The 26,094-nt window shown below is 68.7% G+C and carries 21 protein-coding genes and 1 pseudogene; 9 read left to right on the top strand and 13 right to left on the bottom strand.

Annotated elements, in window-relative coordinates; translation table 11 throughout:
• The first annotated feature begins 14 nt into the window (after positions 1–14).
• Positions 15–2,270, top strand: coding sequence for a CHAT domain-containing protein (locus tag JQX13_RS15480; RefSeq protein ID WP_203409784.1), 2,256 nt, complete (start codon positions 15–17; stop codon positions 2,268–2,270).
• Here the strand turns inward: JQX13_RS15480 and JQX13_RS15475 are convergent.
• On the bottom strand, positions 2,247–3,194 hold the full coding sequence (locus JQX13_RS15475) for an alpha/beta hydrolase (RefSeq protein ID WP_203409783.1): 948 nt from the start codon (positions 3,192–3,194) through the stop codon (positions 2,247–2,249). The genes JQX13_RS15480 and JQX13_RS15475 overlap by 24 nt on opposite strands.
• A gap of 199 nt (positions 3,195–3,393) precedes the next feature.
• Here JQX13_RS15475 and JQX13_RS15470 point away from each other — a divergent pair, with 199 nt between their 5' ends.
• Both JQX13_RS15470 and JQX13_RS15465 read left to right on the top strand, forming a co-directional pair.
• The gene (locus JQX13_RS15470; RefSeq protein WP_203409782.1) at positions 3,394–6,597 is read left to right on the top strand and encodes a lantibiotic dehydratase; all 3,204 of its coding nucleotides are present in this window, start codon (positions 3,394–3,396) and stop codon (positions 6,595–6,597) included.
• Positions 6,594–7,829, top strand: a complete 1,236-nt coding sequence (locus JQX13_RS15465; RefSeq protein WP_203409781.1) for a lanthionine synthetase C family protein — start codon at positions 6,594–6,596, stop codon at positions 7,827–7,829. The genes JQX13_RS15470 and JQX13_RS15465 overlap by 4 nt, the downstream gene beginning before the upstream one ends.
• Positions 7,830–7,993: 164 nt before the next feature.
• On the opposite strand, the gene JQX13_RS15460 is transcribed toward JQX13_RS15465, so the two are convergent.
• From JQX13_RS15460 to JQX13_RS15435, 6 genes are all read right to left on the bottom strand, one after another.
• Positions 7,994–8,935, bottom strand: coding sequence for a DUF455 family protein (locus JQX13_RS15460; protein ID WP_203409780.1), 942 nt, complete (start codon positions 8,933–8,935; stop codon positions 7,994–7,996).
• 23 nt (positions 8,936–8,958) lie between these two features.
• Positions 8,959–10,941 (bottom strand): carbamoyltransferase family protein, encoded by a 1,983-nt coding sequence (locus tag JQX13_RS15455; RefSeq protein ID WP_203409779.1) that lies wholly within the window; start codon positions 10,939–10,941, stop codon positions 8,959–8,961.
• An 18-nt stretch (positions 10,942–10,959) separates the two neighbouring features.
• Entirely contained in the window at positions 10,960–11,934 is a 975-nt protein-coding gene (locus JQX13_RS15450) for a hypothetical protein (protein ID WP_203409778.1), read from the bottom strand.
• Positions 11,931–13,151 carry a lanthionine synthetase LanC family protein gene (locus tag JQX13_RS15445; RefSeq protein WP_203409777.1) on the bottom strand — a complete coding sequence of 407 codons (1,221 nt, stop codon included), beginning with the start codon at positions 13,149–13,151 and terminating at the stop codon, positions 11,931–11,933. Before JQX13_RS15445 ends, JQX13_RS15450 begins: the two co-directional genes overlap by 4 nt.
• 78 nt (positions 13,152–13,229) lie before the next feature.
• The gene (locus JQX13_RS15440) at positions 13,230–13,412 is read right to left on the bottom strand and encodes a hypothetical protein (RefSeq protein WP_203409776.1); all 183 of its coding nucleotides are present in this window, start codon (positions 13,410–13,412) and stop codon (positions 13,230–13,232) included.
• A gap of 97 nt (positions 13,413–13,509) precedes the next feature.
• Positions 13,510–15,306: a carboxypeptidase regulatory-like domain-containing protein gene (locus JQX13_RS15435; RefSeq protein ID WP_203409775.1), complete on the bottom strand. Its 1,797-nt coding sequence runs from the start codon at positions 15,304–15,306 to the stop codon at positions 13,510–13,512.
• Between the two features lie 314 nt (positions 15,307–15,620).
• Between JQX13_RS15435 and JQX13_RS15430 the strand changes: the two genes are divergently transcribed.
• Positions 15,621–17,216, top strand: coding sequence for an LVIVD repeat-containing protein (locus JQX13_RS15430; protein ID WP_203409774.1), 1,596 nt, complete (start codon positions 15,621–15,623; stop codon positions 17,214–17,216).
• A 50-nt stretch (positions 17,217–17,266) separates the two neighbouring features.
• Here the strand turns inward: JQX13_RS15430 and JQX13_RS15425 are convergent, their stop codons facing one another.
• From JQX13_RS15425 to JQX13_RS15415, 3 genes are all read right to left on the bottom strand, one after another.
• Positions 17,267–17,737: an NUDIX hydrolase gene (locus JQX13_RS15425; RefSeq protein ID WP_203409773.1), complete on the bottom strand. Its 471-nt coding sequence runs from the start codon at positions 17,735–17,737 to the stop codon at positions 17,267–17,269.
• 22 nt (positions 17,738–17,759) lie between these two features.
• Positions 17,760–18,737 carry a DUF2380 domain-containing protein gene (locus JQX13_RS55920; protein ID WP_343211095.1) on the bottom strand — a complete coding sequence of 326 codons (978 nt, stop codon included), beginning with the start codon at positions 18,735–18,737 and terminating at the stop codon, positions 17,760–17,762.
• Between the two features lie 788 nt (positions 18,738–19,525).
• Entirely contained in the window at positions 19,526–20,395 is an 870-nt protein-coding gene (locus tag JQX13_RS15415) for an SDR family NAD(P)-dependent oxidoreductase (RefSeq protein ID WP_239014768.1), read from the bottom strand.
• Positions 20,396–20,457: 62 nt separating this feature from the next.
• Here JQX13_RS15415 and JQX13_RS15410 point away from each other — a divergent pair, with 62 nt between their 5' ends.
• Positions 20,458–21,414 carry a GlxA family transcriptional regulator gene (locus tag JQX13_RS15410; protein WP_239014767.1) on the top strand — a complete coding sequence of 319 codons (957 nt, stop codon included), beginning with the start codon at positions 20,458–20,460 and terminating at the stop codon, positions 21,412–21,414.
• Here JQX13_RS15410 and JQX13_RS55380 read toward each other — a convergent pair.
• From JQX13_RS55380 to JQX13_RS15400, 3 genes are all read right to left on the bottom strand, one after another.
• Positions 21,397–21,531 (bottom strand): hypothetical protein, encoded by a 135-nt coding sequence (locus JQX13_RS55380; protein WP_275424997.1) that lies wholly within the window; start codon positions 21,529–21,531, stop codon positions 21,397–21,399. The genes JQX13_RS15410 and JQX13_RS55380 overlap by 18 nt on opposite strands.
• A 231-nt stretch (positions 21,532–21,762) precedes the next feature.
• Positions 21,763–22,065, bottom strand: coding sequence for an Mpo1-like protein (locus JQX13_RS15405; protein WP_203409772.1), 303 nt, complete (start codon positions 22,063–22,065; stop codon positions 21,763–21,765).
• 258 nt (positions 22,066–22,323) lie between these two features.
• Positions 22,324–23,208, bottom strand: a complete 885-nt coding sequence (locus JQX13_RS15400; protein ID WP_203409771.1) for a LysR family transcriptional regulator — start codon at positions 23,206–23,208, stop codon at positions 22,324–22,326.
• A gap of 174 nt (positions 23,209–23,382) precedes the next feature.
• Between JQX13_RS15400 and JQX13_RS15395 the strand changes: the two genes are divergently transcribed.
• From JQX13_RS15395 to JQX13_RS15380, 4 genes and pseudogenes are all read left to right on the top strand, one after another.
• A complete protein-coding gene (locus JQX13_RS15395) occupies positions 23,383–23,979 on the top strand; it encodes an NADPH-dependent F420 reductase (RefSeq protein WP_203409770.1) in 597 nt (198 codons plus the stop codon).
• Positions 23,980–24,023: 44 nt separating this feature from the next.
• Positions 24,024–24,839: an SDR family NAD(P)-dependent oxidoreductase gene (locus JQX13_RS15390; RefSeq protein ID WP_203409769.1), complete on the top strand. Its 816-nt coding sequence runs from the start codon at positions 24,024–24,026 to the stop codon at positions 24,837–24,839.
• Entirely contained in the window at positions 24,836–25,276 is a 441-nt protein-coding gene (locus tag JQX13_RS15385) for an ester cyclase (protein WP_203409768.1), read from the top strand. Before JQX13_RS15390 ends, JQX13_RS15385 begins: the two co-directional genes overlap by 4 nt.
• A gap of 279 nt (positions 25,277–25,555) precedes the next feature.
• Positions 25,556–26,062 (top strand): annotated as a pseudogene (locus tag JQX13_RS15380) (DUF2169 family type VI secretion system accessory protein); the annotation flags it as partial.
• Between the last annotated feature and the right edge of the window lie 32 nt (positions 26,063–26,094).

The following is a 26,094-nucleotide window of genomic DNA, read 5'->3' as shown; positions in this document are numbered from 1 at the left end:
GAGAAGGACCGACCATGGCGAACCCAGACAAGCGGCACCTGGAACTGGCGCTGCTGCTCGAGTCCCTGTTCCCAGGAGAGGCGTTGAGGGACTTCCTGGATGACCTCCTCCGCTCCCTGGGAAGACCCTCCCTCCGGGATTGGAGGGAGGGATACCGGCGCCCTTCCACATCCGAGCTCACGCGAGTCATCGTCAGCCTGGAGCGCGAGGGGCACATCAACCTGTTCTTCTGGAGCCATCTCCAGCAGAGCAGGCCCTCGAGGAAGGCGGACATCGAGCGGGTGGCCAACTCGTGGAGAAGTGCCCCGAGGGAGAAGGACGGGGAGTTCCGCTCTCCGCTCCCTGGGGTGACGGGTCCCAAGGCGGTGCCGGTGGCGCGCTTCACCAACCCGCCCCCGCAGCCGCCCATGGACTTCTCCTTCGCGGAGCCTCCCTTCCGGCTCGTGAACACCGGCCTCAGTGAGGCCGAACGGCCCGAGAGCCCGCTGAGCCAGGACCAGTGCCTCGTCACCGACCACGCGTATTGCTTCTGGTTGGAGGTGGGTGCACTCGTCGAGGGGTCCATCGAGGTCCAGCCCGTGTCCCTCCCCGAGGACCTGCCGGCCGGAGCACGGCTCCAGGTGCTCTTGTTCAGCAACCCGGGAGGGCTCGCGCTGCAGCCGGGTGCGGAGCGGGGCGTGCTGCGCATCGAGGGCGATGGCCGCATCGTGGTGGAGTGCCCGGCCTGGGTACCGCCGCCACTCGCGACGCGGGAGCTGCTGGCCCGGCGGCTGTTCTTCCCGGTCCGTACGCCCCAGGAGCCCGGCTCCTACCGGCTGCGCTGCAACATCCACCACGAAGGACTCCTGGTGCAGTCACGTGACGTGGTGCTCACCGTGGCGAAGCAGCCCCAGCGACAGAGCGGTGCGTTGCGCTCCCGGGTGGACTACGCCCTCTCCCGGACGCTCCATCCCTCCCACCTGCGGGAGCTCGGCTCCGCCACGCTCAGTGTGCTGCTCAACGACGGCGATCAGGGCACCCATGGCTTCCGCTTCGTGGGAGGCGGTGACTACCACGCCTCGGTGCACCTCGATGACCCCATGCTCCAGGAGATGATTGCCCTGTCGCGACAGGCCTTCCGGCAGGCCTCCTGGGGAAGCACGGAGCGTTACGAGGCGGTCTCCCCACCTCCCCCCTACCGCTACCAGGGCACGCAATCGGTGTCTCGGTTGCGCGAGGACCTCGTGCGGATGGCACGCATTGGCTATCGCCTCTATGATCTGCTGGCCGAGCGGCTCGGCCAGGGGGCGAATGGAGCGGACGCGCTGCGCGAGCGGATGCGCCGCCCCGGGCAGATCCAGCTCGCCCTGCGGCAGGGGGCCCGCCACCTGGTCCCCCTGTCGATCTTCTACGACCATCCCCTCGATACAGCGGTGAAGGAGCTCGCCCTGTGTGATGCGTTCGTCCGCGCCTCGGCGGCCAGCGAACCGCTGGAGACGAGCGCCTGCTTCCAGGGTGACTGTCCCCACCGGGGAGACCTGGAGGTGGTCTGCCCGAGCGGCTTCTGGGGCTTCCGGCACACCCTGTCGCTGCCCTTCGGCATGGCGACCCAGGGCGAGCAGGGGCAGTTCGACCTGCCCGGCGTGCTGCGCTTCCGTGAGACTCCCGGAATGCTCATCGCCGTCTCCGAGGATCCCAACTTCGTGTTGCGCGACAACCATGTCGCGCGGCTGCGGGTCCTGTCCGGCGTCGCACCCATCCAGGTGGCCCGCAGCCGCAAGCAGACCCTCACGCTGCTGCGCCAGCCGGGCCACCTCGTGTACTTCTACTGCCATGGGGGGATCGACCCCACGACTCGCGCGCCCTACCTCCAGGTCGGCCCACTCGAGGACCCGTACATCTTCCGGGACAACCTGAGGACCCATGGCATCCAATGGAGCGAACCAGCGCGCCATCCGCTGGTCTTCATCAACGGCTGCCACACCACCGAGCTCGAGCCCGAACAGGCCATCGAGCTGGTGTCGGGCTTCGTGGAGCGGGCCGGAGCCGCGGGAGTCATCGGGACCGAGGTCACCATCTTCGAGCCGCTGGCGGTTGCCTTCGGCAGCCGGTTCCTCGATGCATTCCTGCGGCGCAAGCTGCCGCTGGGGGCAGCCATTCGCGAGGCGCGTCTCGGCATCCTGCAACACGACTTCAACCCACTCGGGCTGGTGTACCTGCCCTTCGCCTTGTCCGCCCTTCACCTCGAGCAGGAGGCCGCGCCCTCATCACCTCTTGCCGAGAGCACGTGACAAGGCGCCGTCGAGGTCCCGATTGAAGCTCTCCGTCATCCACGCGCCAGGCACCGAGTTGAAGCCATGGATGGCGCCGGGGTAGCTGTGGAGCTCGACGGGCACACCCGCCCGGCAGAGCCGCCGCGAGTACTCGAGTATCTCCTCGAAGAAGAGGTCGAGCGAGCCCGTCGCGATGAAGGCGGGCGGCAGGTTGGAGAGGTCCCGCCCGAGCGCCGCGGAGAAATGGCCTGCTCGCGCGTCGGTCGGGACGTAGTCGCCGCGGAGCGCATTCCAGCCGAAGCGGTTGTTCTCGCGCGACCAGGAGAACTCGCCCGTAACGGGATTCGGGTGCGGGTCGTCCTTGCTCCCCGTGCGGTGATCGAGCATCGGGTAGATGAGGATCTGCGCGCGGGCCCGCGGGCCTCCCTCGTCTCGCGAGAGCTGGGCGAGCGACGCGGCCAGGCCCCCTCCGGCACTCTCCCCCATCAGCACCACCCGGGACGGGTCGACGCCGAGTTCGGATGCATTGGCGAACAGCCACTTCAGGCCCGCGAAGCAATCTTCAATGGCGCCCGGAAAGGGCGTCTCCGGCGCGAGGCGATAGTCGACGGAGACGACGACGGCCTCATGCCGCAGTGCGAGCGCTCCATGGACGCTCTCGCCCATCGCCGCATCGCCGAGCACCATGCCTCCGCCATGGATGAAGAAGATGGCCGGTCGATTCGTACCACCACCGTGAGGGGTGTGGATGATCAGACGGACATCCGGGCTTCCGTCGCGGGTGCGCACCCGCACCACGGAGCGAATCGCCGGGCTGGGCCCCGAATCGAACAGGTGGACCACCGCGGCCCGGACATCCTTCAGGTTGGCCGCTGAGAGGGTCGGGAAGTCATTCTCGAGCATCGGCGCGAGCGCGGGGTCGACGAGATGGCGATAGGTCATGATGTGTCTCCAGTAGCACGGGTTGACTTCGCGAAATGAATAGGCCGCCGCGTACCTTCGCGGAACTTGATCGTGGAAAAGCCCATGCTTCACGGCATGAATGTCTCGGCCTTCGATTCGAACCACGCGCGAGCCCTTCACCGTCGTTGAGGCTCCGCCACCTGTGCGTCGCGAGGTCGTTGGACTATAAGCGGGGACGGTGAGCGATTCGCACTCCCACCATCCCGACGGCTTCTTCGCGCTGCGCACACCGCTCCTCCCGCTCGCCGAGTGGCTGGACTGGGGCCAGGGCTTGGAGGCCTGGCGCTCCGGGTCCTCGGAGAGCGGGGCCGCCGTGCAGAGGGACCGGGAACGCGTGCGGGAGCGGCTCCGTGTCCTGCTCGAGCGCCCGGAGGTACGCGACGCGCTGTGGATCGCCTCTCCGGACCTGGAAGCGAGTCTGCCGTACTGGCTGTCGGCGCCGGAGGGCGAGCGGGGCCAGAAGGTGGAGCGCGCGCTGGTGCGCTACCTGTCGCGGTTGTGCTCGCGTCCCACGCCGTTCGGCTTGTTCGCCGGCTGCTCCATGGGCCTGCTCGGCGAGGAGACCCGGCTGCGGCTCGCTGGCCGCGAGGCCTACCGCCGACACACGCGGCTGGACATGGACTACCTCTTCGCGCTCGCCGAGGGGTTGGCTCGGGAGCCGGAGCTTCGGGCCGCGCTGCCGTGGCGGCCGGGTTCCAGTCTGTACCGCGCGGCCGGGCGTCTGCGTTACGCACGCGCCCATCTGGAGGGCAAGGCACGCGCGTACCACCTCGTGGCCGTGGAACCCTCCGATTATCTGCTGGAGACGCTCGAGCGCGCACGTCCCGGCGCGAAGCCCGGCGAGCTGGCCGCCGCCCTGGTGTCGGAGGACATCTCCGCCGAGGAGGCCGCCGGGTTCATCGACCAGCTCATCGAGGCCCAGCTCCTCGAATCGGACCTGCCTCCGCGCGTGACGGGTGAGGAGCCCATCCACGCGATGATCTCCCTGCTGCGCGGGCTTCCCCCGGGCGGTGGCGCGGCGGCGAGGTTGGAGGCCGCGCGCGACGTGCTGGCGGAAATCGATGCGGCGGGGCTCGGGGTGCCTCCCTCGCGCTACCGGGACGTGGCTCGAGGGTTGGAGGGCCTGCCAGCCCCGGTGGAGCTGCCCAGGCTCTTCCAGGTGGACATGGTGAAGCCCGCGCCCGGAGCCACCCTGGGCCGGCGCGTGGCGGCCGAGCTGTGGCGCGGTGTGGAGGTGCTGCGCCGGCTCGTCCTGCCGCAAGACGAGGAACTGGCTCGCTTCCGCGACGCCTTCCGCTCGCGCTACGAGGGGCGTGAGGTGCCCTTGTTGGAGGCCCTGGACGAGGAGTCCGGGATTGGATTCGGCAACGCGGATGAACGTCTGGCGGAGGGAGCGCCGCTCCTGGAAGGTCTGCGCTTCCCCTCGCCCGAGCCCACCGTGAGTGTCCGCCCCGCGGTGGCCGGACTGCTCCTGCGCAAGGTGGACGAGGCGCGCCGCGCCGGGGCCCTGGAGCTCCAGCTCTCCCCCGAGGAGCTCGACACCCTCCTTCCCGGGACGCCGCCGCGGCTGCCCGACTCGCTCTCGGTCATGGCCACCCTCATCGGGACGCCCGAGCGGCTCGCGGAGGGTGACTATTCGGTGGCCCTGGAGGGAGTCGCCGGCCCCTCGGGGATGCGATTGCTCGGGCGGTTCTGCCACGCGGATCCGGAGCTGCATCGCCACGTGGAGGCGCACCTGCGCGCGGAGGAGGCGCTCCGGCCGGGTGCCGTCTTCGCGGAGATCGTCCATCTGCCCGAGGGGCGGATCGGCAACCTCCTGTGCCGGCCGGTGCTCCGCCAGCAGGAGATTGCCTTCCTGGGGAACTCGGGCGCGCCGCGCGAGTCACAGCTCCCGCTGGCCGATCTCCGCCTCCGGGTGGAGGGAGAGCGGGTGGTGCTGCGCAGCGCGCGGCTGGGCCGTGAGGTGATTCCCCGCCTGACGAGCGCTCACAACTACGGGCTGAGGAGTCTGGGCGTGTACCGCTTCCTGTGCGCGCTCCAGGCCCAGGGGGTGGTCGAGCGATTGGGGTGGAGGTGGGGCGTCCTGGAGCAATCCCCCTTCCTGCCGCGGGTGCGTTGTGGCCGGGTGGTGCTGGCCCGGGCGCGTTGGCGGCTCGACACACGGGAGTTGCAGTCGCTGGGGACGCTGGCGGGAGCCGCGCTCGTGGAGGGCCTGCGCACGCTGGTGGAGCGGCGAGGCCTCCCTCGCCATGTGGCCCTGGTGGACGGGGACAATGTCCTGCCGCTGGACCTGGAGAACGTGCTCTGCGCGGAGACCTTCGTCCAACTCGTGAAGGGGCGGGAGCTCGCGGTGCTGCGGGAGCTTCTCCCCGGGCCCGAGGCCCTGGCCGTCCAGGGTCCCGAGGGCGCCTTCGTGCACGAGCTCGTCGTTCCCTTCCTGCGCAACCCGCCCGAGCCGTCGCCCACCGTGGCGCCACAGTCCTCGAGCACCTCCGTCCCGAAGCCTCGCTCGTTCGCCCCCGGCTCGGCGTGGCTCTACGCGAAGCTGTACACGGGCACCGCCAGCGCGGATGTGCTGCTGCGCGAGCACCTCGCGCCCTTCATCGAGGAGGTGAAGGACTCGGGCGCAACCGGGCGCTGGTTCTTCCTCCGTTACGGTGACCCGGACTGGCACGTGCGCCTGCGCTTCCTGGGCGAGCCCGCTCGGCTTCTGGGCGAGGTGCTACCGGAGCTGTCCTCGCGGGTGGAGTCCCTGACACGCGAGGGGCTCGTCCGGCGGTTGGTGCTGGACACGTACGAGCGGGAGGTGGAGCGCTACGGCGGGGACGAGGGCGTGGAGCTGGCCGAGCGGCTCTTCCACCATGACAGCGAGGCCGTGCTGGCGCTCATGCCGATGCTCGCGGGCGGAGAAGAAGGGGCGGACGCGCGGTGGCGGCTCGCGCTGTATGGGTGCCACCGGTTGCTGGTGGAGCTCGGGTTGGAGCTCGAGGCAAGGCTCCGGGTGGTGCGTCAGGCGCGTGCGTTGATGGCTCACGAGCACCGTCTGGACAAGACGCTCGGGGCGCAGCTCTCGGCGCGTTACCGCGAGGAGCGGCGCTCGCTGGAGGAGCTGTTGCTCGCGCCGGCCGGTCATCCACTCGCGCAGGGGTTCGGAGTGCTGGAGCACCGCTCGCGAGCCCTGGCGCCCGTGGTGTCGGAGTTGAAGGCGCTCGAGCAGCGGGGCCACCTTCGCGTGCCCCTCGAACTGCTCGCGGGCAGCTACATGCACATGCACGTCAACCGGATGCTGCGCGCCGCTCACCGTGCGCAGGAGCTGGTGCTCTACGATTTCCTCTCCCGCCTGTACGAATCGCAAGCGGCCCGAGCCCGGAGGCTCCCATGACACCACTGCTCTCGAGCGACGAGGCCCTGGCGCTCCAGGTACGGCGGACCGTCGAGGAGATCTCCACCGCCCTGAGCGGTGTCACCCGGGAGCTCCCCGGCCTGTCCTCGGGACTGGCGGGAATGGCCGTGTTCCACGCCTACTTCCACCGGACGTTCCAGCACGAGCCCTCGGCGGAGCGGGCCCAGGAGCTGATGTCCCGAGCGATGGAGCTGTTGGCCGAATCCCAGCAGCCGCCCTCCCTGTTCGGAGGCTTCACCGGTGTGGCCTGGGCACTGCTCCACCTGAGCCGGGAGCTGGGCTTGTCCGAGGACGAGGAGCCCACCGCCGACGTGGATGAGTTGCTGCTCACGCATGTCGGGCGGAGCCCCTGGCGCGGCGCCTATGAGCTGATCGACGGCCTGGTGGGGTATGGCGTGTATGCCTGCGAGCGCATCGGCTCCCCTCGAGGGCGGGCCATCCTCGAGCAGGTGGTGCTGCGGTTGGAGGAGCTGGCGGTGTCCCGGACGGAGGGCCTCTCCTGGTACACGCCCCCGGAGCTGTTGCCCGAGTGGCAGCGGGCGCTCTACCCCCAGGGTTACTACAACCTGGGCGTGGCCCATGGCGTTCCAGGAGTCATCCTGCTGCTCGCTCGGGCGTGCGTGCATGGCGTCGCCGAGGAGCGGGCTCGGATGCTCCTGGAGGGCGCGGTGCGGTGGCTCCTGGCGCAGCGCGATTCGCGGGACGCTCGGGCCAGCTTCGGAACGGTCATCTCCGCGGGCGCCCCCGTGCGGCGCCCCTCGCGCATCGCCTGGTGCTACGGAGATCTCGGACTGTCGGTGGCGCTGCTCCAGGCCGCTCGGAGCGTGGGGAGGAGCGACTGGGAAGATGAAGCCCTGCGCACCGCTCGACGCGCCGCGGAGCGGCCTTCCGGGGAGTCGGGAGTCCGGGACGCCGGCCTGTGTCACGGCGCCGCTGGAAACGCTCATCTCTTTCATCGCTTGTACAGCGCCTCGGGGGAAGCTGTGTTCCGTGAGGCCTCGCGCGCCTGGCTCGTGCACACGCTGGAGCTCCGACACGAGGGCGAGGGCTTCGCCGGGTTCCGCGTCTGGCAACAGGACGCGAGCGGGGAGTCGTGGATTGCCTCTCCCGGGCTGCTCAGTGGTGCCTCGGGGGTTGGACTGGCGCTGCTCGCGGCCCTCGGTCCGGTGGAGCCAGAGTGGGATCGGTTGTTCCTGGCCTCGGCGCGTTGAGCCCGGGTTGAATCCGTGGATGTCCCCTCTCCCTCCGGGAGAGGGCTAGGGTGAGGGTATCTGCCTGAAGTGTGTCCCCACTCGGGAACCCGAGACAGCGGGCACCGATGGGACACGGACGTACCGCGATTGAAGCCAGGTGAGGAACACGGAGTCGAATACCCTCACCCCCCGCCCTCTCCCAGAGGGAGAGGGAGCGCCGCCGCCCGTGCGCATCGCATCAGCTCCGCGTGCACCTGCGTGAGGCTCCTCCGGGTGATGTACAGCTCCGCCAGTCGCAGGGCGAACCGCTGCCGCTGTCCCTTGCGCGTGGAGGCTTCCACGAGCGGCTCGCTCTCCAGATAGCGCTCCACGAGCCGGTGAAAGACGCTCGCGGGCAAGGACTCGTCGAGCTGCTTCAACACCATATAGCCAGTGAGCGCGTGTCCGGTCTCCTCGACGAAGATGCGATGGGCCACCCGCGTCGCGGTGGGGCCCGCGCCGGCTTGCTGGAGCTGCCGCCACTTCTCCGCCGCCGCGATGCTGCCCTCCGCTTCCGACAGGCAGTGCTGGAGGAAGACATACGAGAGGAGATCCTCCGTCCGCCGGAGCTCGTGCCAGAAGGGCTCGCGCTTGGGGGTGATCCACGGCTCCTTCTCCTGAGGGATGGCCAGCAGCGAGCTCAGGGCCGTGAGGTGGAGGGCCTCGTCGTAGAGGACGCCGCAGAGCTGGAGGGCCACCGGAAGCGGGGGCTGGAGCCGGTAGAGGGCATGGGCGATCGCGCTCATGGCCATCTTCTCGACGGAGTCGACCTGGTGGTACGCGCGAGCGAACAGCTCCCGATCGGTCCCGGTCAGTGGCCCGAGGGCGAAGCCATAGGAGACGGAGCGGGCCGCCATCGCCTCGTCGAAGTGGGCGTGCATCTGGGAGCGCAGGTGCGCGGGTGAGCCGAAGGGTCCGCCGAGGCCGGCGTCCTCCGACTCGAGGAACGGGTTGTCGCGCATGCGCAGCGAATAGTAATCGCCGAGCGCCGACAGCCGCGCCGCGCGTGCCTGCCAGTCCGCCACGTATTCACCGTGGGCAAGCGGCTCCACCAGGCCGCGGATGGTGTCGAGGAGATCGATCATGGGAACCCGGTCCTGGCGTCGGCTCACTCCAGACAGATGAGGCGCAGCCGCAGGAAGCGTTCGAGGAGCGCGGAGAGGCTCGCCGCGACTTGCGAGCGCTCCTCCCCACCCGAGGCCAGCTCCTCCAGCAGGGCGGCCACGGTCTTCGTCCCATCACATGCGAGCAGCAGGGCCGCGGCATCCTCCTGGAGCTCGGCCTGGAAATGGCGGCGGCTGACGACGGTGTTGCGCCACACCACCCCTTCGCCCGGAGCCGTGAGCGAGGTGCGCAGCCGCACGCCCTCCTGGAGACGCGGGCGCAGCGGGAGGAGGTCCTCCAGACTCAACGCACGCCGCTCGATGAGCCTGTCACCGAGCACCAGGGCATCGAGCTCCGTGGACAGGAAGCTCTCGATGGCGTCCTCCGGCGTGCACACGATGGGCTCGCCATTGACGTTGAAGGACGTGTTGAGCAGGGCCGGGACGCCCGTCTCCTCGTGGAAGCGCTGGAGCAACCGCCAGAAGAGCGGGTTCTGCTCGGCGGAGACGGTCTGCACGCGCGCCGTGCCGTCCAGATGAACAGTCGCCTCGAGCGAGCCGCGGCGCTCCGGGTTCACGGGCACGGTCATCAACATGAACGGAGACTCCGCGACCGGCCCCATGGCGAAGTACTCGGAGGCGTGCTCGGCGAGCACCGCGGGCGCGAAGGGGCGGAAGGACTCACGGTGCTTCACCACGTGGTTGATGCGATCCTTCATCCCCGCTTTCCTCGGATCGGCGAGGATGCTGCGGTTGCCGAGCGCGCGCGGCCCGAACTCCATGCGCCCCTGGTACCACCCGAGGATCTGCCCCCGGGCCAGCCGGCGCACGGTCTCGGAGAGCAGATCCTCCGGCCGGGTGACGACGAGCTCCGCCTTGCGCCGCTCACAGGCCGCGTCGATGCGGCTCTCCGGAAACGCGGGGCCGAGATACGCGGAGAAGGAGCCCTTGCGCCGGCCGCTGTGCCGGTGGGCCTCGAAGAGCGCCGCTCCGAGCGGGGTGCCGGCGTCATTGGCGGCGGGCTGGATGAAGAGCCCCTCGAAGAGGCCCGAGCGCGCCAGCTTGCCGTTGGCGGTGCTGTTGAGGGCGACACCTCCCGCGAGGCACAGGTGGCGCTCCCCCGTCTGCTCCCGGACGACCCGGGCCAGGTGGAGCATCTGCTCCTCCAGACACTCCTGCAGCGCGGCGGCGATGTCCTGGTGCTCGGCGGTGACGGGCGTCCGGGGGAGACGCCGGTAGCGGGTCAGCTCGAGCACGGCGGCACGGGAGCGCTCGTCGCTGACCTGCTCCACACCGGTGGACGTGGGGCGCCACTGGCAGCGGAACAGCTCGCGGAAGCGCTCCGGGGAGCCATGAGCGGCCAGACCCATGACCTTGTACTCGTCCTCGCGGCTGTGGAAGCCGAGCAGGCGGGTGACGTCCGCGTAGAGCACCCCGATGCTCGTCGGCAGCAGCGTGTGCTCCATGGGCTCCAGGTGCGTGTCCCGGCCCCGGCCGTACGAGGTGCTGACCATCTCACCGTATGCATCCACCACCAGGTACGCGGCCTGCTCGAAGGGCGAGCAGAAGAAGGTGCTCGCCGCATGGGCCAGGTGGTGGGGCACGCGGCGGCGACGCTGCTCGGGGACGGTGAAGCCGAAGTGGGCGCGGAACCCGTCGAAGAGCTCGGCGTGGACGAGCGAGCGCAGGCTGTGACGGTTGAAAATCAAGGACAGCTCGATGTCCGCGCGCGCCACGTTCTGCCGGTCCAGCTCCGGGTTCCAGGGGAAGCAGAAGCAATCCACCTGCTCCAGGCCGATGCCGGCCGTCTCCAGGCAGTACGTAATGGCTCCGGCGGGGAAGCGGGAGGTGTGCTTGACGCGCGCGAAGCGCTCCTCCTCGGCGGCGGCCACCACCTTCCCGCCGATGACGAGGGCGGCCCCCGCGTCATGGCCGAACGGCGTCTCCGCGTCACCGACACCACCGTGGTTGAAACCGAGGACGATCATCTCGAGTGCTCCTGCTGCTCACGAAGGGAGGGCCACCGGACCGAGGACACTCTCGAGGCCCTGGCGATCGGGGAAGTTCTGGCGGAAGAAGGGGCCCTGGGGCTGGCGCGTGTCCGACAGGCCGAACAGGCAGTAGCCGCCCCCGGAGCGGCCGACCACGAAGTGCGTGTGCCGGTTGTTGTCCATGCGCACGAACAACGTGGCCCCCAGGGGCGTGGGGCCGCGCTGGTACTCGTCGATGAGCGTGTTGGTCATCCGCCGCCCCGGGACGAGCGCGACCCCTTCGATGTAGGCGCGCTCGACCTCGAGGATGCAACGGCCCAGCGCATCGTCCTCGAGGTGCGTGCGGGGACGGGGCTGGTGCGGGAAACGCTCGGGCTGGCGCATGCGCTCGCGGGTGGTGCGCATGAGCGCGGCGGTCTCCGGGTAGGAGCCCTCCAGGGTGCGTGCGATGCCCTCGAAGCCGTGGGGATCCTCCCCGGTGGCGGCGATCGCGATGTAGCCGCCAATCCCCTTCGCCGCCGAATAGAGCAGGCGAAGGATGCGAGCCGACGCGCCCTCCCCTCCCGAGAAGTAGAGCGACATGGCGGATTCGAGCTGGGTGCCGATGAGCACGGCGCAGCTGCGGATCGTCGTGAGGTTGGGCCTCAGGTCGAGCCCGCTGGCGATGAGCGCCTGGAGGTTGCGCAGGAAGCCCTGGGGATCATGGCGCACCTGCCCGGACTGCAGGGCGGACAACCAGAACATGTCCCCGGCGGTGATGCTCGCGATGAACTCGCGCGGGGGGATGAAGGTGTAGCTGTAGCCGAGATCATTGGCCACATCCCGCAGCGGCTCGTGCGAGATGACGATGAGATCCAGATCGCTCTGGCCGGGCACGAAGTCCGCCGGGCGCAGCGAGCTGCCGTACTGGATGATGGCCAGGGTGTCCTGTTGGCGGAGGCTCTCGAGGAAGGCCTCCACCCGGTGCGCGAAGTCCTGCGCGGGAGTCATGGTGAGCCTCGAGTGGAGAGCAACAACAGGCGATCCCAGGCCGGCGCCTGGGACGAGGTGGCCGCCAGGAGCGCCAGCGCCGTTCCGGCTGCCCCATCGAGCAGCCCCAGCCGCGTCTGCCGTGCGGCCCGCTCCATCGCGTGCAGCAGCCACGCGCGGGCCCGTTCGGCGAAGACCGCCTCTCCGGTCCGCTGGTGGAGCCGGTTGTAGAGGTGGCCCAGCCCCGCGGCGCCGCGGCGCAGCCCGACGTCGTCGCCCGAGATCTCCGTATTCGCGAGCGCCGTGGCGCGGAGCCAGGACAGCAGCGAGGAGGCCCGCCCCGTATCCCCGAGCGCGTCCGCGGTGACGAGCAGCGCGCTCCCCAGGCCGATGGCGCCATGCTCCCAGCCCTCGGGAGCGGGAGGGTGGGGCACCTCCGAGCCGTCATACGCGGGGAAGCGGGACGGCTCCTCGGACGTGCGCCTCGACCAGAGCCACTCCATGGCCTTGGAAGCCACCCCCTGGCTCTCCGGCCGGGCGATGCCCGCGGCGGACACCTGGCCCAGGAAGCCGAGGATGCCGGGGACGCCGTGAGCGACGCCCAGGTCATAGTGGCCGAACCGATGCCGGGAGCGCAGGGGCTCGGGCAGGAGCTGCCGCATCGTCCACCAGGTGCGGCCGAGGCCCTGGGTGGACCAGGCCCCCTCGAGCAGGTGCAGGACGATCCGCTCCAGGCCCGCGCGAGCCCGGGGCGAGGGAAGCCGCTCCAGGAAGTAGGCGCCCACCCCCGTCAGTCCCTCGAGGTGTCCCCAGGGCTGGAGCCACGCGTCCCGGGAGACATGCCGCAGGAGCACGTCATCGAGCATCTCGTTGGGATCATCCCCGTCGCCCCACCCGAGCTCCTTCCGCAGGTGCTCGATGGCCCACCCCACGCCGGCGAGGCCCTCGGCGAAAGCCGGGGACATCTGGCGCGCGCCCGCCTGCTCGATGGCCGAGGACAGCAGGGTGACGGCGTCGTCGACGAGCGGCTCCTCACCGATCGCGGTGCCCACGTAGGCCAGACACAGGGCGGCCCCCGCGGAGCCACTGCCGAGCGAGGGAGTCGGATGACTCGAAGGGGAACGCAGGGCCTCCGCCAGGGAGCGGAGGAGGGTGGTGGCGGACTGGCGCGCCTGTCCCTCCAGGAGGGGGCGCCACGCTCCGTCACCCGGAAACTGCTCACCGCCGATGGGGACCATTCGGTTTCTCTGCGACGAGCCACGCGAAGGGGATGGCCGCCGACGGTGAGCCGGCACGTCGCTCGCTACGGGCCGATACTAGCAGCCGCAGACGAGGAAGATGGAGTCGCCGCAATAGTCGGAGCCGGACGGACGGGGGCCGGCATCGCGGCCGACGCCCGGGGCCGCCGTCTCGGACTGGGTGAGGACGCGCACGGTCTCCGTGTTCAGGACGAGCTTCTTCAGGGACTTGGTGGGCTTCGAGTTGTTGGACGGGTTCATCGGCTCTTCTCCTCTTCAACTCCGGGTGAAGACATCCATTAGAAGTCCGCCACGAGTTATCCAGTCAAGCCGGAAAAGCCCAATACCGTGGAAGGGCTCAGCGGCATGTCGCCTGGGGCTCCACGGCGGTCCCGCGCGGCGCGGCCTCGAAGTCCAGCGTCACCTTCCCGCTCGCGGGCACCTCCACGGAACGGGGGAGGAAGACGGGGGGCGGCTCGTCGGAGGAAACGTTCCCCACCGCCACCTGGAGGGTGTAGCGCCCCGCCCTCAAGGGCCCGGACGAATACGCTCCCTCGTGGATGACGGCGAGCACGGAGGGCCCTCCGTCCGGCGAACACAACAGCACCGTGCCGCTGTCGACAGCGACCGTCCCGGCCCGCACGGTGCCCACCACCCTGGCCCCCGCGTTCAGCGGCACCACCACCTCCCGCTGCTCCGCTCCGAGCGGCACACGCGTCTCCAGGAAATCATCATGGCGCGCGATCAGCAGCAGCGGTTGCGACTCCACATGGGGGAGCACCCCCACGCCCTCCTCGTTCGTCAGGATGAGGCGCGTCGACATGCGGAACCGACCGCTGTACCGAGAGATCGCCGTCTCCCGGAAGAGCAACGAGCGCGTCGAAGCCGCGCCCCCCTGCTCGGGCGTCCGCAGGTCCAGGAGGGCGCCGCGCACCGGCCTGGCGCTCTCCGCGTCCACCACCCGCACGCGCACCTCGCGCCCGAGCCGCAGCACGATGTCGCCCAGGTCCACGGCCTCGCCCCGCCGCACACGCTCCTTCCGCTCCGTGCCCGCCAGGTCCTGCGCGGCGAAGGTCAGCACCAGCTCTCCATCCTCTTCGATGGGCCAACGGAACACGCCCTGCTCGTCCTCCACGGGAAGGTCATTGAGCCGGAAGCGGGTCACCGGCGAGCCATCCGCACGGACCACCCTCCCCTTCACCATACCCAGGAAGTCGAGCACCAGGCGGACCTCGCGCGCCCCGGCGGACACGATGACGCTCGGCGTGGAGTCCATCTCCCCCTGCGCCGTCGGCGCTCGGAGGACATACCCCTCCTTCAGCACCGTCACCTGGTAGTAGCCCGGCCTCAGATGCTTCATGGTGAACCGCCCCCGCGCATCCGTCAGGAGCGGACGCACCGACTCGGAGTCCCACGCATCCGCCAGGGACTCGGGAACGGACTCCTCCCGTGTGTCATGCCCCTCACGCGAGTCCCTCAGGGGAACGGGCGCCAGTTCGACCCGCGCGCCCTCCACCGGCAGGCCCTCGCCATCCACCACCACCCCCGAGAGCTCCAGGCCCGCCTCGAAAGACAGACGCACCCGTAGCAACTCCGCGCCGCGGGACTCCACGCTCCGACGCACCCTGCGCAGATGCCCCTCCAAGGGGAGCTGGGCCGTCACCACGTACTTCCCGGGCTCGAAGCCCTTCAGCGTCACCTTGCCGCGCTCGTCCGTGGTGCCCGTCTTCTCCTCATGGGAATCCTCGGCGCCCGCGACGCGGACGGACACCTCGGCCTCGGCGACGGGCCGTCCGGACTCGTCCACCACCTCGACCTCCACGTGCGTGCCGGAGCGCAGCACCAGCCGAGCCCCCTCCACCGGAGCCGACACGGGCCCCTCGGTGACGAGGAAGTCCGGGTGCGACAGGTGAGCGGTGTAGTCCCCGGGCTCCGGCGCATCCAGGCTGAACGTCCCCTCCGCGTCGGACACGGTGGAGACGAAGACAGGCGCATCCTCCCCTCCCCCTGGAGGAGGACGGCTCAGCGCCACTCGAACCCCGTCCACGGGGTGTCCGGCCTCGTCCACCACCCTGCCACGCACGAGCACGCCGTGCGGCAACGTGATGTCGAGCGTCCGCGACTCGCAGGAGTCGAGCTCCAGGCAGCGCTCCATGCTCCCGGACGGCGCCAGGGAAACACCCCGCTGTGACGAGTCCCGCGCATCCTCCGCTCGTACGGAGGCCCCGTTCCCGGAGGTGACCGGCGCACGGGTGGCCGGAGCACGCGGGGGGACGACGGAAGGAGCCGGCTCCGAGGGCCGCCCCGCGAACCAGAGCACCCCGGCCAACAGGACGGCTCCGATGAAGAGGCCCCACCCTTTGCGAGAAGACCGCATGGCCTGGAATCTACACCGGTGCCAATGACTTGCACCGTGAAGGAGGACCTGGAGAGGATGTCCCCCTTTCCTCCTGGAGCAATTCGAATGAATTGGACCCGTGTCACCCAGGTGCACCTGCTCTCATTCCTCTCGTCGCCCTCCTGGGCTGCCCGGACAACCCGAGCCAACCCACGCCCGATGCGGGGCTCGATGCCGGGAGCGCCTGGGATGGGACGGCCACGCCCCTCGAGGAGTTGGGCGACCTGGTGGACCCCGGCCGCCTCTCCGCCTGCCGGATCATCAACGACGGAGGCACCTCGGAGCATTGCGGTGACCCCAGCTACGTCGACCTCTCGGCGTGCAACCGGGACACGCTCGCCCAGGTGCCGCGGGGCGGTCACTACAACCTGGTCCTCCGCAGCGAGGCGGCGGGCACGCTCTTCGGAGGCAACGTCCTCTTCTCGGCGGACGGGGGGACCGGCCTCGCCAATGGCAGACCCATCACCACCCTCCTGCAGGATGGACGGACCCTCCATTTCTCCGCGCAGACCACCCAATCGGACGGAGGCACCCAGAGCTACAACTTGGCCGCCTGCGAGTCCCCTGGCGGCACGGACTTCACCGGCTGCTACTTCACCTGCACCAATGGGCGGGTCAACGGCAAGGGGAGCACCTTCCGCGCCACCCGTCTGACGTGGCGCGAGGGCGAGTCCGAGTCCTCCGGCCTGCGGCTCGTCTCAGAGAGCCACGTGGCCCTGGGCCGGCCGGCGGACGTCCATGTCACCCGGGGATACGCCTACGTGGTGTCCATGGATTACAAGGGACGCACGGGCGGACTCACCGTCTTCGACGTGAGCGACAAGAGCGCCCCGGTCCTCAAGAAGGTCGTCACCCTGCCCAGCGACAGCTATTGGAACAGCGCCTGGACCCAGGACAACACCCTCTACGTGGCCAGCGACGAACGCGGCGTCCTCGTCTTCGACATCTCCCAGCCAGCGGACCCGTGGCTGTTGAAGGACGTACCGGGCAGGTCCATCAACGTCCACACGGTCTTCGTCGATGGCAACCGCCTGTACGCCGCCACCACCTCCGACTCGGGCGTGCTGATCTTCGACATCTCGACGCCCCAGTCTCCCACCCTGCTCAACCAATACCTGGCGCCCAACACCGTGGGCTTCCCCGCTCCTCACGACATGTTCGCCCGGGATGGGCAGCTGTACGTCGCCCATGGCTCCGTGGGCCTCGTCGTGGCCGATGCGAGCAATCCGAGCGATGTCCGCACGCTCGGCACCTACAGCTTCCCCAACCAGTACAGCCACGCCACCGTGGTGGGCACCTTCGCCGGCCGCACCATTGCCTTCGAGGGCGGGGAGAACATCGACGCGCACCTGCGCGTGCTGGACATCACGGACCCGGCCCGGATGGTGAAGATTGGCGAGTTCCGCCTGCGCGACGCCATCTCCATCCACAACATGGTGTTGGTGGGCCAGCGCCTCTACATCGCCTGGTATCAGGAGGGCCTGCGGGTCCTGGACGTCTCCAATCCCACGAAACCCACCCAGGTGGCGTACTTCAACACCTACCGGGAGACGGACCCCGGCCGGGACGACTTCCTCGACGGCGCCATTGGCCTGCGCGTCCCGGGAGACGGCTACGTGTACGTCGTGGACATGGCACGCGGACTCCTCATCCTCCGTGAGGAGTAGCGCGCCTCCTACCGCCCCCTGGAACTCGCTACCCTCTCCAGGGGTGAAGTTCAGACTTCCTCATCGGGAAGGAGCGTACGCAGCAGCTCGTCGTCAGGCCCGAGCGGGCGCCAACCTGGTGGCGGCGGTGTAGCGATGAGCGCATCGCCGATCTGCTTTACACGCACCTTATGGGTTTCTGGGGAGTAGGCAGTCCAGCGGCCGAGTGCCTTGGCGACCTTGAAGCGGTTGGCATCGTCCAGTACGGCCGGCCAGCCATCAGGTACACTCTGCGACAGCTCGCGCGCGAGCACATCGCGCACAAAGCGAGTGACCTGATGGCTTCGCTCCGCCTCCGCGAGCAATCCACTCAACACCTGCACAGCGGCGACATCGTCCGGACCAAGCTCCTCGGCCAGCAAATACAGTGGAACGGCAGGGCGAGCCTTTGCAAAGGAGGTGAGCGAATCAAAACCACGCTCTCGGACCCGCTCATAGAGGCGGACCTTCCAGTTGCCGTCCCAAGAACGGTCCTCGTTCATCGCGCTCCCCAAGGGATGAATTTCATCGGAATACGGTAGTCCCGCATGTTCTCCGCGACGAGATGTTCAGGATCTCGCCCCGCGTCAACATCCGGCCCGCCTTGGTCTCGGCATCACGCAGGGTCTCCATGATCATCTGGTTCCATTCGCCGGGCCATGTGCGACCGAGGCGCCAGTTGCCACCTCCATGAATCGCCTCGTGACGTGCCTGCTCCATTCTGACGCAGAACTGATCGATGCTCATGTCGCCGGTAAAGCCGCGCTTCTCGAACCACTCACGGAACTCTCGCGGCAGGACATGGTGCCGCGGTGGCTCGGTCATGCCGGCCCCCGCTCTGTCCGTCACACGCATTCCCCGCACCTCTGGCCCGTCGCCGAGCGCGTTGCGCACGCCCTGCGGTAACTCGTCGTGCGCCTGCGCCATCATCACCTGACCGGCCTGAATCCGCACAGCGGCGCTGACGGCGGGAAGAGAGATGACTCCCGCCCTCACGAGCCGGCGCATCATATCCATCCACTCGGCTGACACGACGATTCGCGTGCCCATCATCACGCCGTCGCCCCCCACCATCAGGCTCATGCCGAGCGTGGCGGGGGCGGATGGCGGCAGCGAAGGCAACGAAAGCTTCATCGCCGATAACATGGTGACCATCTCAAGGAACTGCGCCAGCAGCATCGCCTGCTCACCGCGCTTCATCGCCACGCGAATGGTCTCAGCGGTCGAATTGAACTCGCCGGAGAGATGGCCCATCAGCGCGAGAATGTCGTTCGCAACAGCCTCCACATGCCCTCGCTCCAGAGAGGAGAGAGCCCTCATGGAGGGCTCGAGCATCTTCTGCCAGCGCTCCATGCTCACGAACAACGTCTCCACGCTGATAAAACCCTGTTTGAGCACCACATCGACAAGATTGAGGAAGTCGAGCCATGCCGCGAGCAGGATGGAGCCGAGCATGGCAGCCTCGAGTCGTGGGCCAGCGAGGCGCAGGAGGGCAAGCTGCATGTCCGGGTCATCCAGCTCTGAAGCGGAGGTGGCAAGCCGGGTGGCGGCGGCAAGTTCGGCGTCAATCCACCGCAGTTGACGTTCGCCATAATCGAGGTAGCGGACGAAGAGGCCGGCGGCATTGCCGGCGATGCCCCACTTGCTGGCCTACAATCTGGAGAGCTCACCGGAGATGCGGAGGGTCGAGCCCGAGACGTCGTGAACGGCACCACGAAACGCCAAGTGAGTCGCGAGAGCAGTCTGCCGCGCAGCTCCCGTAGCGCCCGGCACGACCTCTCGGGAAGCCCGGCGTCGGCGTAGCCGCTCCGGCTCCTCGGGCTCAGGCTGCGAGGTTGGCGGGGAGAGGCGGGCGAACGAAGATTCCTCGCCCGGCCCTTCAGCCAACGCAGGTCTTACGACCTCGAGCGGCGTATAGCGCAGGTCCATCTCCCGGCTTGGCGGTGGCGTCAGCGAAGCGCAGCCGACGGACAGCAGAGCCATGGTGATCAGCAGGCCCGCCCACGGTGCCCGTGACGACTCAACGACCATTGTCCACCTCCCAGCCAACGAAGCGAAAGCCCTCGGGCGCAGCGCACCTTTTCCTTCCGGAAACAACCACGTGCCGCCCGTGTCGATGCGTACAGGAGTTCCCCGAAAAGGCGCCAGCACTCTTCCGCCGCGGCAAGGTCGCACGCTTCGGGCTGCCCAACCCCACCGTAGTGCCCTTCACGGCAACCTCAATAATGCTGCAAGCCGTCATAGGAGCGCAGCATGTGCCCAAAAGGCGGCTGCACCGCCTCTACACCAGCCTAGCACACAGTTCTTGAGGCCCTGCCCCCCTCTTCAACTGGGCCCTCATCCGTCTCATGCGCCGATGGCTCGCTCTTCGATCTAAATGCTGGAAATTCTGGCAGCGAGGGGATGGTCACGAGCTCGCCTTGATCGAGGCCCGCGAGCGCGGCACCGACCATGTCCGACGCGCTCATCACGATCTCATTCGGGAGGGTGTGAACCGGTGCACCGGCGATGTCCCAGAACTCCGTTCGCGTCGCCCCCGGCAGCACCGCCTGGACACGCGCGCCCTTGTCGCGCAGCTCATGATGCAAGGACTGCGTGTAGGCGACCACGAAGGCCTTGGTCCCGCCGTACACGCCGTTGAGCAGCTCGGGTTTGATCGCCACGATCGATGCGATGTTGATGATCGTTCCGCCACCTCGCGAGACGAACCCCGGTGCGGCAGCCATCGTGAGCCGCGTGAGCGCCAGGACATTGATCGCGATCATCTCACTCATCTTGTCGGGGTCGGACTCGAGCAGGGGAGCGACCGCGCCGACGCCGGCGTTGTTGACCAGCAGGGTGATGTGCGGATCGGAGCGCAGGACCTCTTCCACGCGACGCACGCCCTCGGGCGCCACCAGGTCCGCCTCGACCACCTCGACCTGACGTCCCGTCATGCCGTTCAGCCGCGCCGCGAGCGCATCCAGCCGGGCCCGATTACGAGCAACCAGGATGAGATCGTAGCCACGCACGGCCAGCTGCAGGGCGTACTCGGCTCCGATGCCCGACGACGCGCCAGTGATGACCGCCTTCCCCTTGTTCGAGACGCTGCCCATCTTCGTTCTCCCTTTCGGCCAGCTGTGTTGCTGGTTGATGGTGAGAAGCGTAGCGTGCTGCCGCATGTCCCGAATGTCGTAGATGCCACCTTTTGGGACATTCGAACATGGTTCATCCAGGAGCCTCCATGCGGACGATCGGACTGGTTCTCTACCCCTCGTTTTCGGCCATGAGCCTCGCCGTCACCTCCGTGTTCGAGATGGCGAACCAGCAGACCGGGACGACCGAGTACAAGCTCAGCCTGCTTTCGGAGCACGGCGGGCTCGTCGCGACCTCGCTGGGATACGAGCTCCAGACGGCGGCCTTCAAGCGCCGCGCGTTCGACACGTTGATCGTCGCTGGCAACAGCGAAGGCGCGTCGGCCTCGGCGGGCCTGTTGAGCTACCTTCGCGGCGCCGGAAGCCGGACACGCAGGATCGCGTCCATCTGCACCGGCGCATTCATCCTGGCCGAGGCGGGTCTGCTCGATGGCCGGCGAGCGACCACGCATTGGCACTTCGCACGCACGTTGCAGCAGAAGTACCCGAAGATCGAAGTGGACGCGGATCGCATCTTCGTCGTCGACGGGCCCATCTGGACTTCGGCCGGCATGAGCGCCGGTGTCGATCTCGCGCTGGCGCTCGTGGAGAAGGACCTTGGCACCGAGACGGCGCGGATGGTCGCCAGGAAGCTCGTCGTCTACCACCGGCGTGCCGGCGGCCAATCGCAGTACTCGGCGTTGCTGGACCTCGACGCGAAATCCGACCGGGTCCAGACCGCCCTCGCCTACGCGAGGGAACACCTCGGCGCCGAGCTGTCCGTCCGGGAACTGGCCCGCGCCGCTCACCTGAGCCCGCGACAGTTCAGCCGCCTGTTCCGCGAGGAGACGGGGCAGTCTCCGGCGAAGGCCATCGAACGGCTGCGCATCGAGTCCGCGCGAGTGATGATGGAGTCCGGCCGCTTCTCGGTCGAAGAGGTGGCCCGCGAGAACGGCTTCGGCAATCGCGAGAGGATGCGGCGCTCGTTCGTCCGGGCGTTCGGGCAACCGCCTCGAGCGCTTCAACGCGCGGCCGGTGTGCCGCGCGCCTCAGCATCCAATTACTGAGCTCGCGCCGAACGCCGGGGTGAGCACGGCACCCGGGCGCACCTCGCGCGCGCTAAGGATCTGCTCCAACTCCTGGAGGTGCCGCGTGGTCTTGGGAGCAGCGACTCGGCCGTTCATGATTCCTCCTCGTTGGTCCGGGCGAGAAGCCCCGGGAGAAGGCGCTGGCGCTGCTCGCCCTCATGTATGGCGCGCTGTCGTTGTCACGAGCCGTTCGCGGCACGCGCCTCAGTGACGAGCTCCTCGAGGCGGCCAGGAAGGTCGGCGCGCAGGTGCTGGATGAAGGCGCTGCCTCGTCCGGGAGCCGGTGACGAGGCGCACGGGGGCCGAGCCCTCGAGGCGTCGTATGCGTCAGGCCCGGCCGGCCATCTTGGCGGCCCACCAGCGCAGGCCCACGAAGAGGAAGCGCCAGTCCTTGAGGAACTCGGGTGGCTTGCGCTCGAAGGCGTGGCCGGCGAACTGGAAGCCCCAGCCCACCGTGAAGAGGCTCGCGGGGACCTTCCACAGCCCCGGGACGAAAGGCGAGGCGAGCGCGAGCGGCACCGAGGCCGCGATCATCGGAATGCCCAGGGTATGGCAGAAGCGATTGACGGAGTGGGTATGACTCTTCGAGTACTCTGAAATCCAGTCATCCCACGTTCTGTTGCCGAGCATGAAATCACCCTGTGCACTGCCCGGGATGGCAGGGAGCCATCCCCCGATGCTCGCCCGCCATCCATACGGGCAGGTTCGCGGGCCACTTCTCCCGTCGTGGGATGCCCGAGGAGTTGGCTCAATGCCTGCTCCAGCCCCTGCTTGTCGTGGCAGTACTCGTCGACATCGGCGTACGTGATGGAGACGGGGTAACCATGAAAGGAGAGCTTATGCTCACAGAGTTCCTCTCCAGTGGAGGGCGGCTCTCTCCAGTCTGGCCTACTCCGAAGCCTGGCCCTTGAAGCGGGAGATGAGCCAGGAGGCGGCCGGCCCCGGCGGAGTGTCCGCCCGGTAGATGGCATCGAAGGTGTAGATGCCCCCCTTGTAATCGGGCATGTCCAGGTGGACGAGGCGTCCGGATTCGAGGTCCTCTCGAATCATCTCGATGGGCATGTTGCCCCAGCCAATCCCCTCTCTCAGCAGCATGTGCTTGGAGCCCAGGTCCGCAAGCCGCCACGTCCGGCTGCCCAGGACCGCGAAGTCCTTGCCTTGCGTGAGCTGTGAGCGGTCCGTCAGCACCAGTTGGACATGCTCGCGTCCGGCACCGGGGCGATTCCGCTTCGCCTTCGCCAGCGGGTGATCCGGTGCCGCGACGGGGAGCATCTGAACACTGCCAATCCGGATGCGCTCGATCTCGTCGGCGGCCACTTCGATGGGTCCGCAGACGCCGACCGTCGCCGAGCCATCGAGCACCCGCTGTGTCACCGCGCCGAGCGCCTCGATGTGCAGGTGCAGCGACACCGTCGGAAACTGCTCCCGGAAGGCCTTGAGCGCGTCGACCACGCGCGACGCGGGCAGCAGCACGTCGAGCACGACGTGGAGCTCCGCCTCGAGTCCCTGGAGAAGGCCCCTCACCTTGGCGCGCAGCCCATCCACGCTGTTGGACACGGTGCGCGCCTCCGCCAGCACCGTCCGCCCCGCCTCCGTCAGCTGCGGCTTCCGCGTCGACTCGCGGTCGAACAGTGACACGCCGAGCTGCGCCTCCAGGTTGGCGATCGTGTAGCTGATGACCGACGTCGCCCGCCCCAGCTGGCGCGCCGCCCCGGCGAAGCTGCCCACCTCCACCACCGTCAGGAAGACCCGCAGCTGGTCCAGGGTCGGCATTCCAGGCTCTGAGAACATATCGATTTCCTCGAACGTTTCGACCCAACTTATACCCGTTTCGTCGTCACGTGAATGGCCTTACATCTTCCTCATCAACCCCAACGAACCGGGGCGAGGACGTGAGGCCCGAGGCGAACCTCGACCCACGCGCCTCTGCCCGGTCGGGAGCTCGTCATGACCTACGCCATCATCGGTTCCGGTGCGATCGGCAGCGCCCTCGCCCGTCAGTTCGCCCGCAAGGGCATCGACGTCCTCATCGCCAACAGCCGTGGGCCCGAGTCACTCGCCCGCCTCGAGAAGGAGCTGGGCAAGAACATCCTCCCGGTCTCCGTCGAGGAGGCGACCCGGGCGGACATCGTCATCCTGGCCGTGCCGTTCAAGGCCGTGCCCGACGTCGTCGGAAGCGTCGCGAGCTGGGGAGGGAAGATCGTCGTCGACGCGACGAACGCGATCAACTTCTCCAACTTCAAGCCCAGCGACCTGGGCGGCCGTCTCTCGAGCGAAGTCGTGGCGGACGCGGTCCCGGGTGCCCAGGTGGTGAAGGCCTTCAACACGCTCCCCGCGGCCCTTCTGGCCAGCGTTCCGGAGATGGATGGCGGGCGGCGGGTCCTCTTCCTGTCGGGCAACAACGCGCGGGCCAATGCCGAGGTCGCTGGATTGATTCAACAGCTCGGCTTCGCGCCCATCGAGCTCGGCAAGCTCGCCGACGGCGGCCGGCTCCAGCAGTTCGGCGGGCCGTTGATGGTCCACAACCTGCTCAAGCGCGACTGAGCCCTTCCTCTGACACTCAATCCCTTGCATCCAGGAGAAGAACCATGTCGAACGATTTCAAGGAGAAGGTCGTCCTGGTCACGGGCGCTGCTTCCGGCATCGGACGTGAGGCGGCCCGCGCCTTCGCCAGCCGCGGCGCGCTCGTCTACGGCGCGGACCTCGACGAGAAGGGCCTGGCCGAAACCCAGACGCTCATCGTGAAGGCTGGCGGGAAGGCCCGGATCGCTCGCATCGACGTCTCGGCCGAGGAGCAGTTCTCCGCCTTCGTGAAGCGCATCGAGACGGAGGCGGGACGGCTGGACGCGGCGTTCAACAACGCCGGAATCACCGGAGGGGCCCACCGGCTCGAGGACTACCCCACGGACGACTTCGACAAGGTGCTCCGGGTCAATCTCCGCGGCGTGTTCCTCGGCATGAAATACGAGCTGCCGCTGATGAAGCGCGGGGGTGGCGGCGCCATCGTCAACACCGCCTCGGTGGCCGCCCTGACCGGGCCCGGCGGCATGAGCGCCTACGCCGCCTCGAAGCACGGCATCCAGGGCCTGACGCGCGTCGCCGCGATGGAGAACGCGGCCCATGGCATCCGCGTCAACGCGCTCGCCCCCGGCTGGACGGAGACGCCGATGGTCATCGCCAACAGCGCGCAGAACCCCGCCTTCGCGGAGAAGGCCCGCGCCGCCATCCCCTCCAGACGCGGCGGCCAGCCCGCCGAGATCGCCGCCGCGGCCGTGTGGCTGTGCTCGCCCGAGTCCAGCTACGTCATGGGCCAGATGCTCGTGGTCGATGGCGGGATGACGATCGGCGGCTTCGAATTCCAACCCAACACCCAGACACCCGGTTCCACAGGAGAAACACCATGAATGACAATGCACTGAGTGAGGCCGCGAAGGCTGTCGTCCGCCGCAATACCGAGGAGGTGCAGAGCCGCGGGAACTTCGAGCTCTTCGAGGAGCTCTTCGCCGACGACTTCCTCGACCACACGCCGCAGCCGAACCGCTCGCCGGACAAGGAAGGTGCTCGCGCGCTGTACCACGTGCTACGGGCCGCGTTCCCGGACTTCCGCGCGGAAATCCATTGGCAGACCGCCGAGGGCGACCTCGTGACGACGTACAAGACGTACCACGGCACGCACCTGGGGACCTTCCTGGGCGTGGCGCCGACGGGCCGGAAGATCCACTTCGAGACCGTCGACGCCATGCGCGTGCGCGATGGGAAGATCTCCGAGCACTGGGGAGTCGCGAACCTCTTCTCCCTGATGCAGCAGCTCGGCGCCGACCCGGCCGGGACGAAGCCGTAGGCTCCCGGCCATTCCCGTGGAGCGGAGGAGCGCTCGTCCTCGAGCAGCGCCGGTCCACATGCCACTCCCGCCAGGGTGGTCAGACTCAGCGCCCCCCCCACTTCCCCTGGGGAAGTCGCGGGAGATTCCCGCGCCCGGAGGAGTGACGGAGTCCGTTCGATTTCCTACCTCCCCCGTTCGTCGGGGCCGTGGTCGTGGGCCCGGCCTCCGCCCCACGTGGGTGCTACGCTGCGGGGCCCGCCCGATGGGCCACCCCATTCAGGCGGACCCGAACACATCATGGGACACCCGACCGTCGACAACGAAACCCCCTTCGCCTTCGACATGATGGGCCTCGCCGACGAGGAGGGGCGGCCGTTGCTGCTGCTCGTGGTGAAGGCCACCTACGCCTTCGATGCCTCCGGGTTGAAGCTCGCGGACACGCAGGTGCCGGTGAAGTGGGGCGGCGAGTCCTGGGGCGAGCCCGGCGAGTCCAGCGACAAGTACGAGCCGGAGAGCGCGTTCATCAAGCCCACCACGGACGTGGTGCTCATCGGCCACGCATACGCGCCACAGAAGGGCGCCACGGAGGGGATGGTGGCCCTCCAGGTGGGCCCGCTGAAGAAGGCCGTGCGCGTGGTGGGCGAGCGGACGTGGTTCCGAAGCATGGGCAGCGTCGCCGCGACGAAGCCACTGCCCTTCGACAAGCTGCCCCTCACCTGGGAGCGCGCCTTCGGCGGCTGGGATCGAACGGATCCGGCGAAGCCCTCCTTCGAGCCGCGCAACCCCGTGGGCACGGGCTTCCGAGCCAGCTCGCGTCACTTCGAGGAGGGGCTGAA

This window comes from Archangium violaceum, assembly GCF_016859125.1.
Taxonomy (GTDB): Bacteria; Myxococcota; Myxococcia; order Myxococcales; family Myxococcaceae; genus Archangium; species Archangium violaceum_A.
The sequence above is the reverse complement of the archived record's forward strand: the minus strand, read 5'-3'. Positions and strand labels throughout refer to the sequence as shown.

Bases quoted from the DNA above. Each gene is read 5' to 3' on its own strand.
- JQX13_RS15480 (WP_203409784.1), top strand. From the start codon at position 15: ATGGCGAACCCAGACAAGCGGCACCTGGAACTGGCGCTGCTGCTCGAG.
- JQX13_RS15475 (WP_203409783.1), bottom strand. From the start codon at position 3,194: ATGACCTATCGCCATCTCGTCGACCCCGCGCTCGCGCCGATGCTCGAG.
- JQX13_RS15465 (WP_203409781.1), top strand. From the start codon at position 6,594: ATGACACCACTGCTCTCGAGCGACGAGGCCCTGGCGCTCCAGGTACGG.
- JQX13_RS15460 (WP_203409780.1), bottom strand. From the start codon at position 8,935: ATGATCGATCTCCTCGACACCATCCGCGGCCTGGTGGAGCCGCTTGCC.
- JQX13_RS15455 (WP_203409779.1), bottom strand. From the start codon at position 10,941: ATGATCGTCCTCGGTTTCAACCACGGTGGTGTCGGTGACGCGGAGACG.
- JQX13_RS15450 (WP_203409778.1), bottom strand. From the start codon at position 11,934: ATGACTCCCGCGCAGGACTTCGCGCACCGGGTGGAGGCCTTCCTCGAG.
- JQX13_RS15445 (WP_203409777.1), bottom strand. From the start codon at position 13,151: ATGGTCCCCATCGGCGGTGAGCAGTTTCCGGGTGACGGAGCGTGGCGC.
- JQX13_RS15440 (WP_203409776.1), bottom strand. From the start codon at position 13,412: ATGAACCCGTCCAACAACTCGAAGCCCACCAAGTCCCTGAAGAAGCTC.
- JQX13_RS15435 (WP_203409775.1), bottom strand. From the start codon at position 15,306: ATGGAGCGCTGCCTGGAGCTCGACTCCTGCGAGTCGCGGACGCTCGAC.
- JQX13_RS15425 (WP_203409773.1), bottom strand. From the start codon at position 17,737: ATGAACGAGGACCGTTCTTGGGACGGCAACTGGAAGGTCCGCCTCTAT.
- JQX13_RS55920 (WP_343211095.1), bottom strand. From the start codon at position 18,737: ATGCAGCTTGCCCTCCTGCGCCTCGCTGGCCCACGACTCGAGGCTGCC.
- JQX13_RS15415 (WP_239014768.1), bottom strand. From the start codon at position 20,395: ATGCGGCAGCACGCTACGCTTCTCACCATCAACCAGCAACACAGCTGG.
- JQX13_RS15410 (WP_239014767.1), top strand. From the start codon at position 20,458: ATGCGGACGATCGGACTGGTTCTCTACCCCTCGTTTTCGGCCATGAGC.
- JQX13_RS55380 (WP_275424997.1), bottom strand. From the start codon at position 21,531: ATGAACGGCCGAGTCGCTGCTCCCAAGACCACGCGGCACCTCCAGGAG.
- JQX13_RS15405 (WP_203409772.1), bottom strand. From the start codon at position 22,065: ATGCTCGGCAACAGAACGTGGGATGACTGGATTTCAGAGTACTCGAAG.
- JQX13_RS15400 (WP_203409771.1), bottom strand. From the start codon at position 23,208: ATGCCGACCCTGGACCAGCTGCGGGTCTTCCTGACGGTGGTGGAGGTG.
- JQX13_RS15395 (WP_203409770.1), top strand. From the start codon at position 23,383: ATGACCTACGCCATCATCGGTTCCGGTGCGATCGGCAGCGCCCTCGCC.
- JQX13_RS15390 (WP_203409769.1), top strand. From the start codon at position 24,024: ATGTCGAACGATTTCAAGGAGAAGGTCGTCCTGGTCACGGGCGCTGCT.
- JQX13_RS15385 (WP_203409768.1), top strand. From the start codon at position 24,836: ATGAATGACAATGCACTGAGTGAGGCCGCGAAGGCTGTCGTCCGCCGC.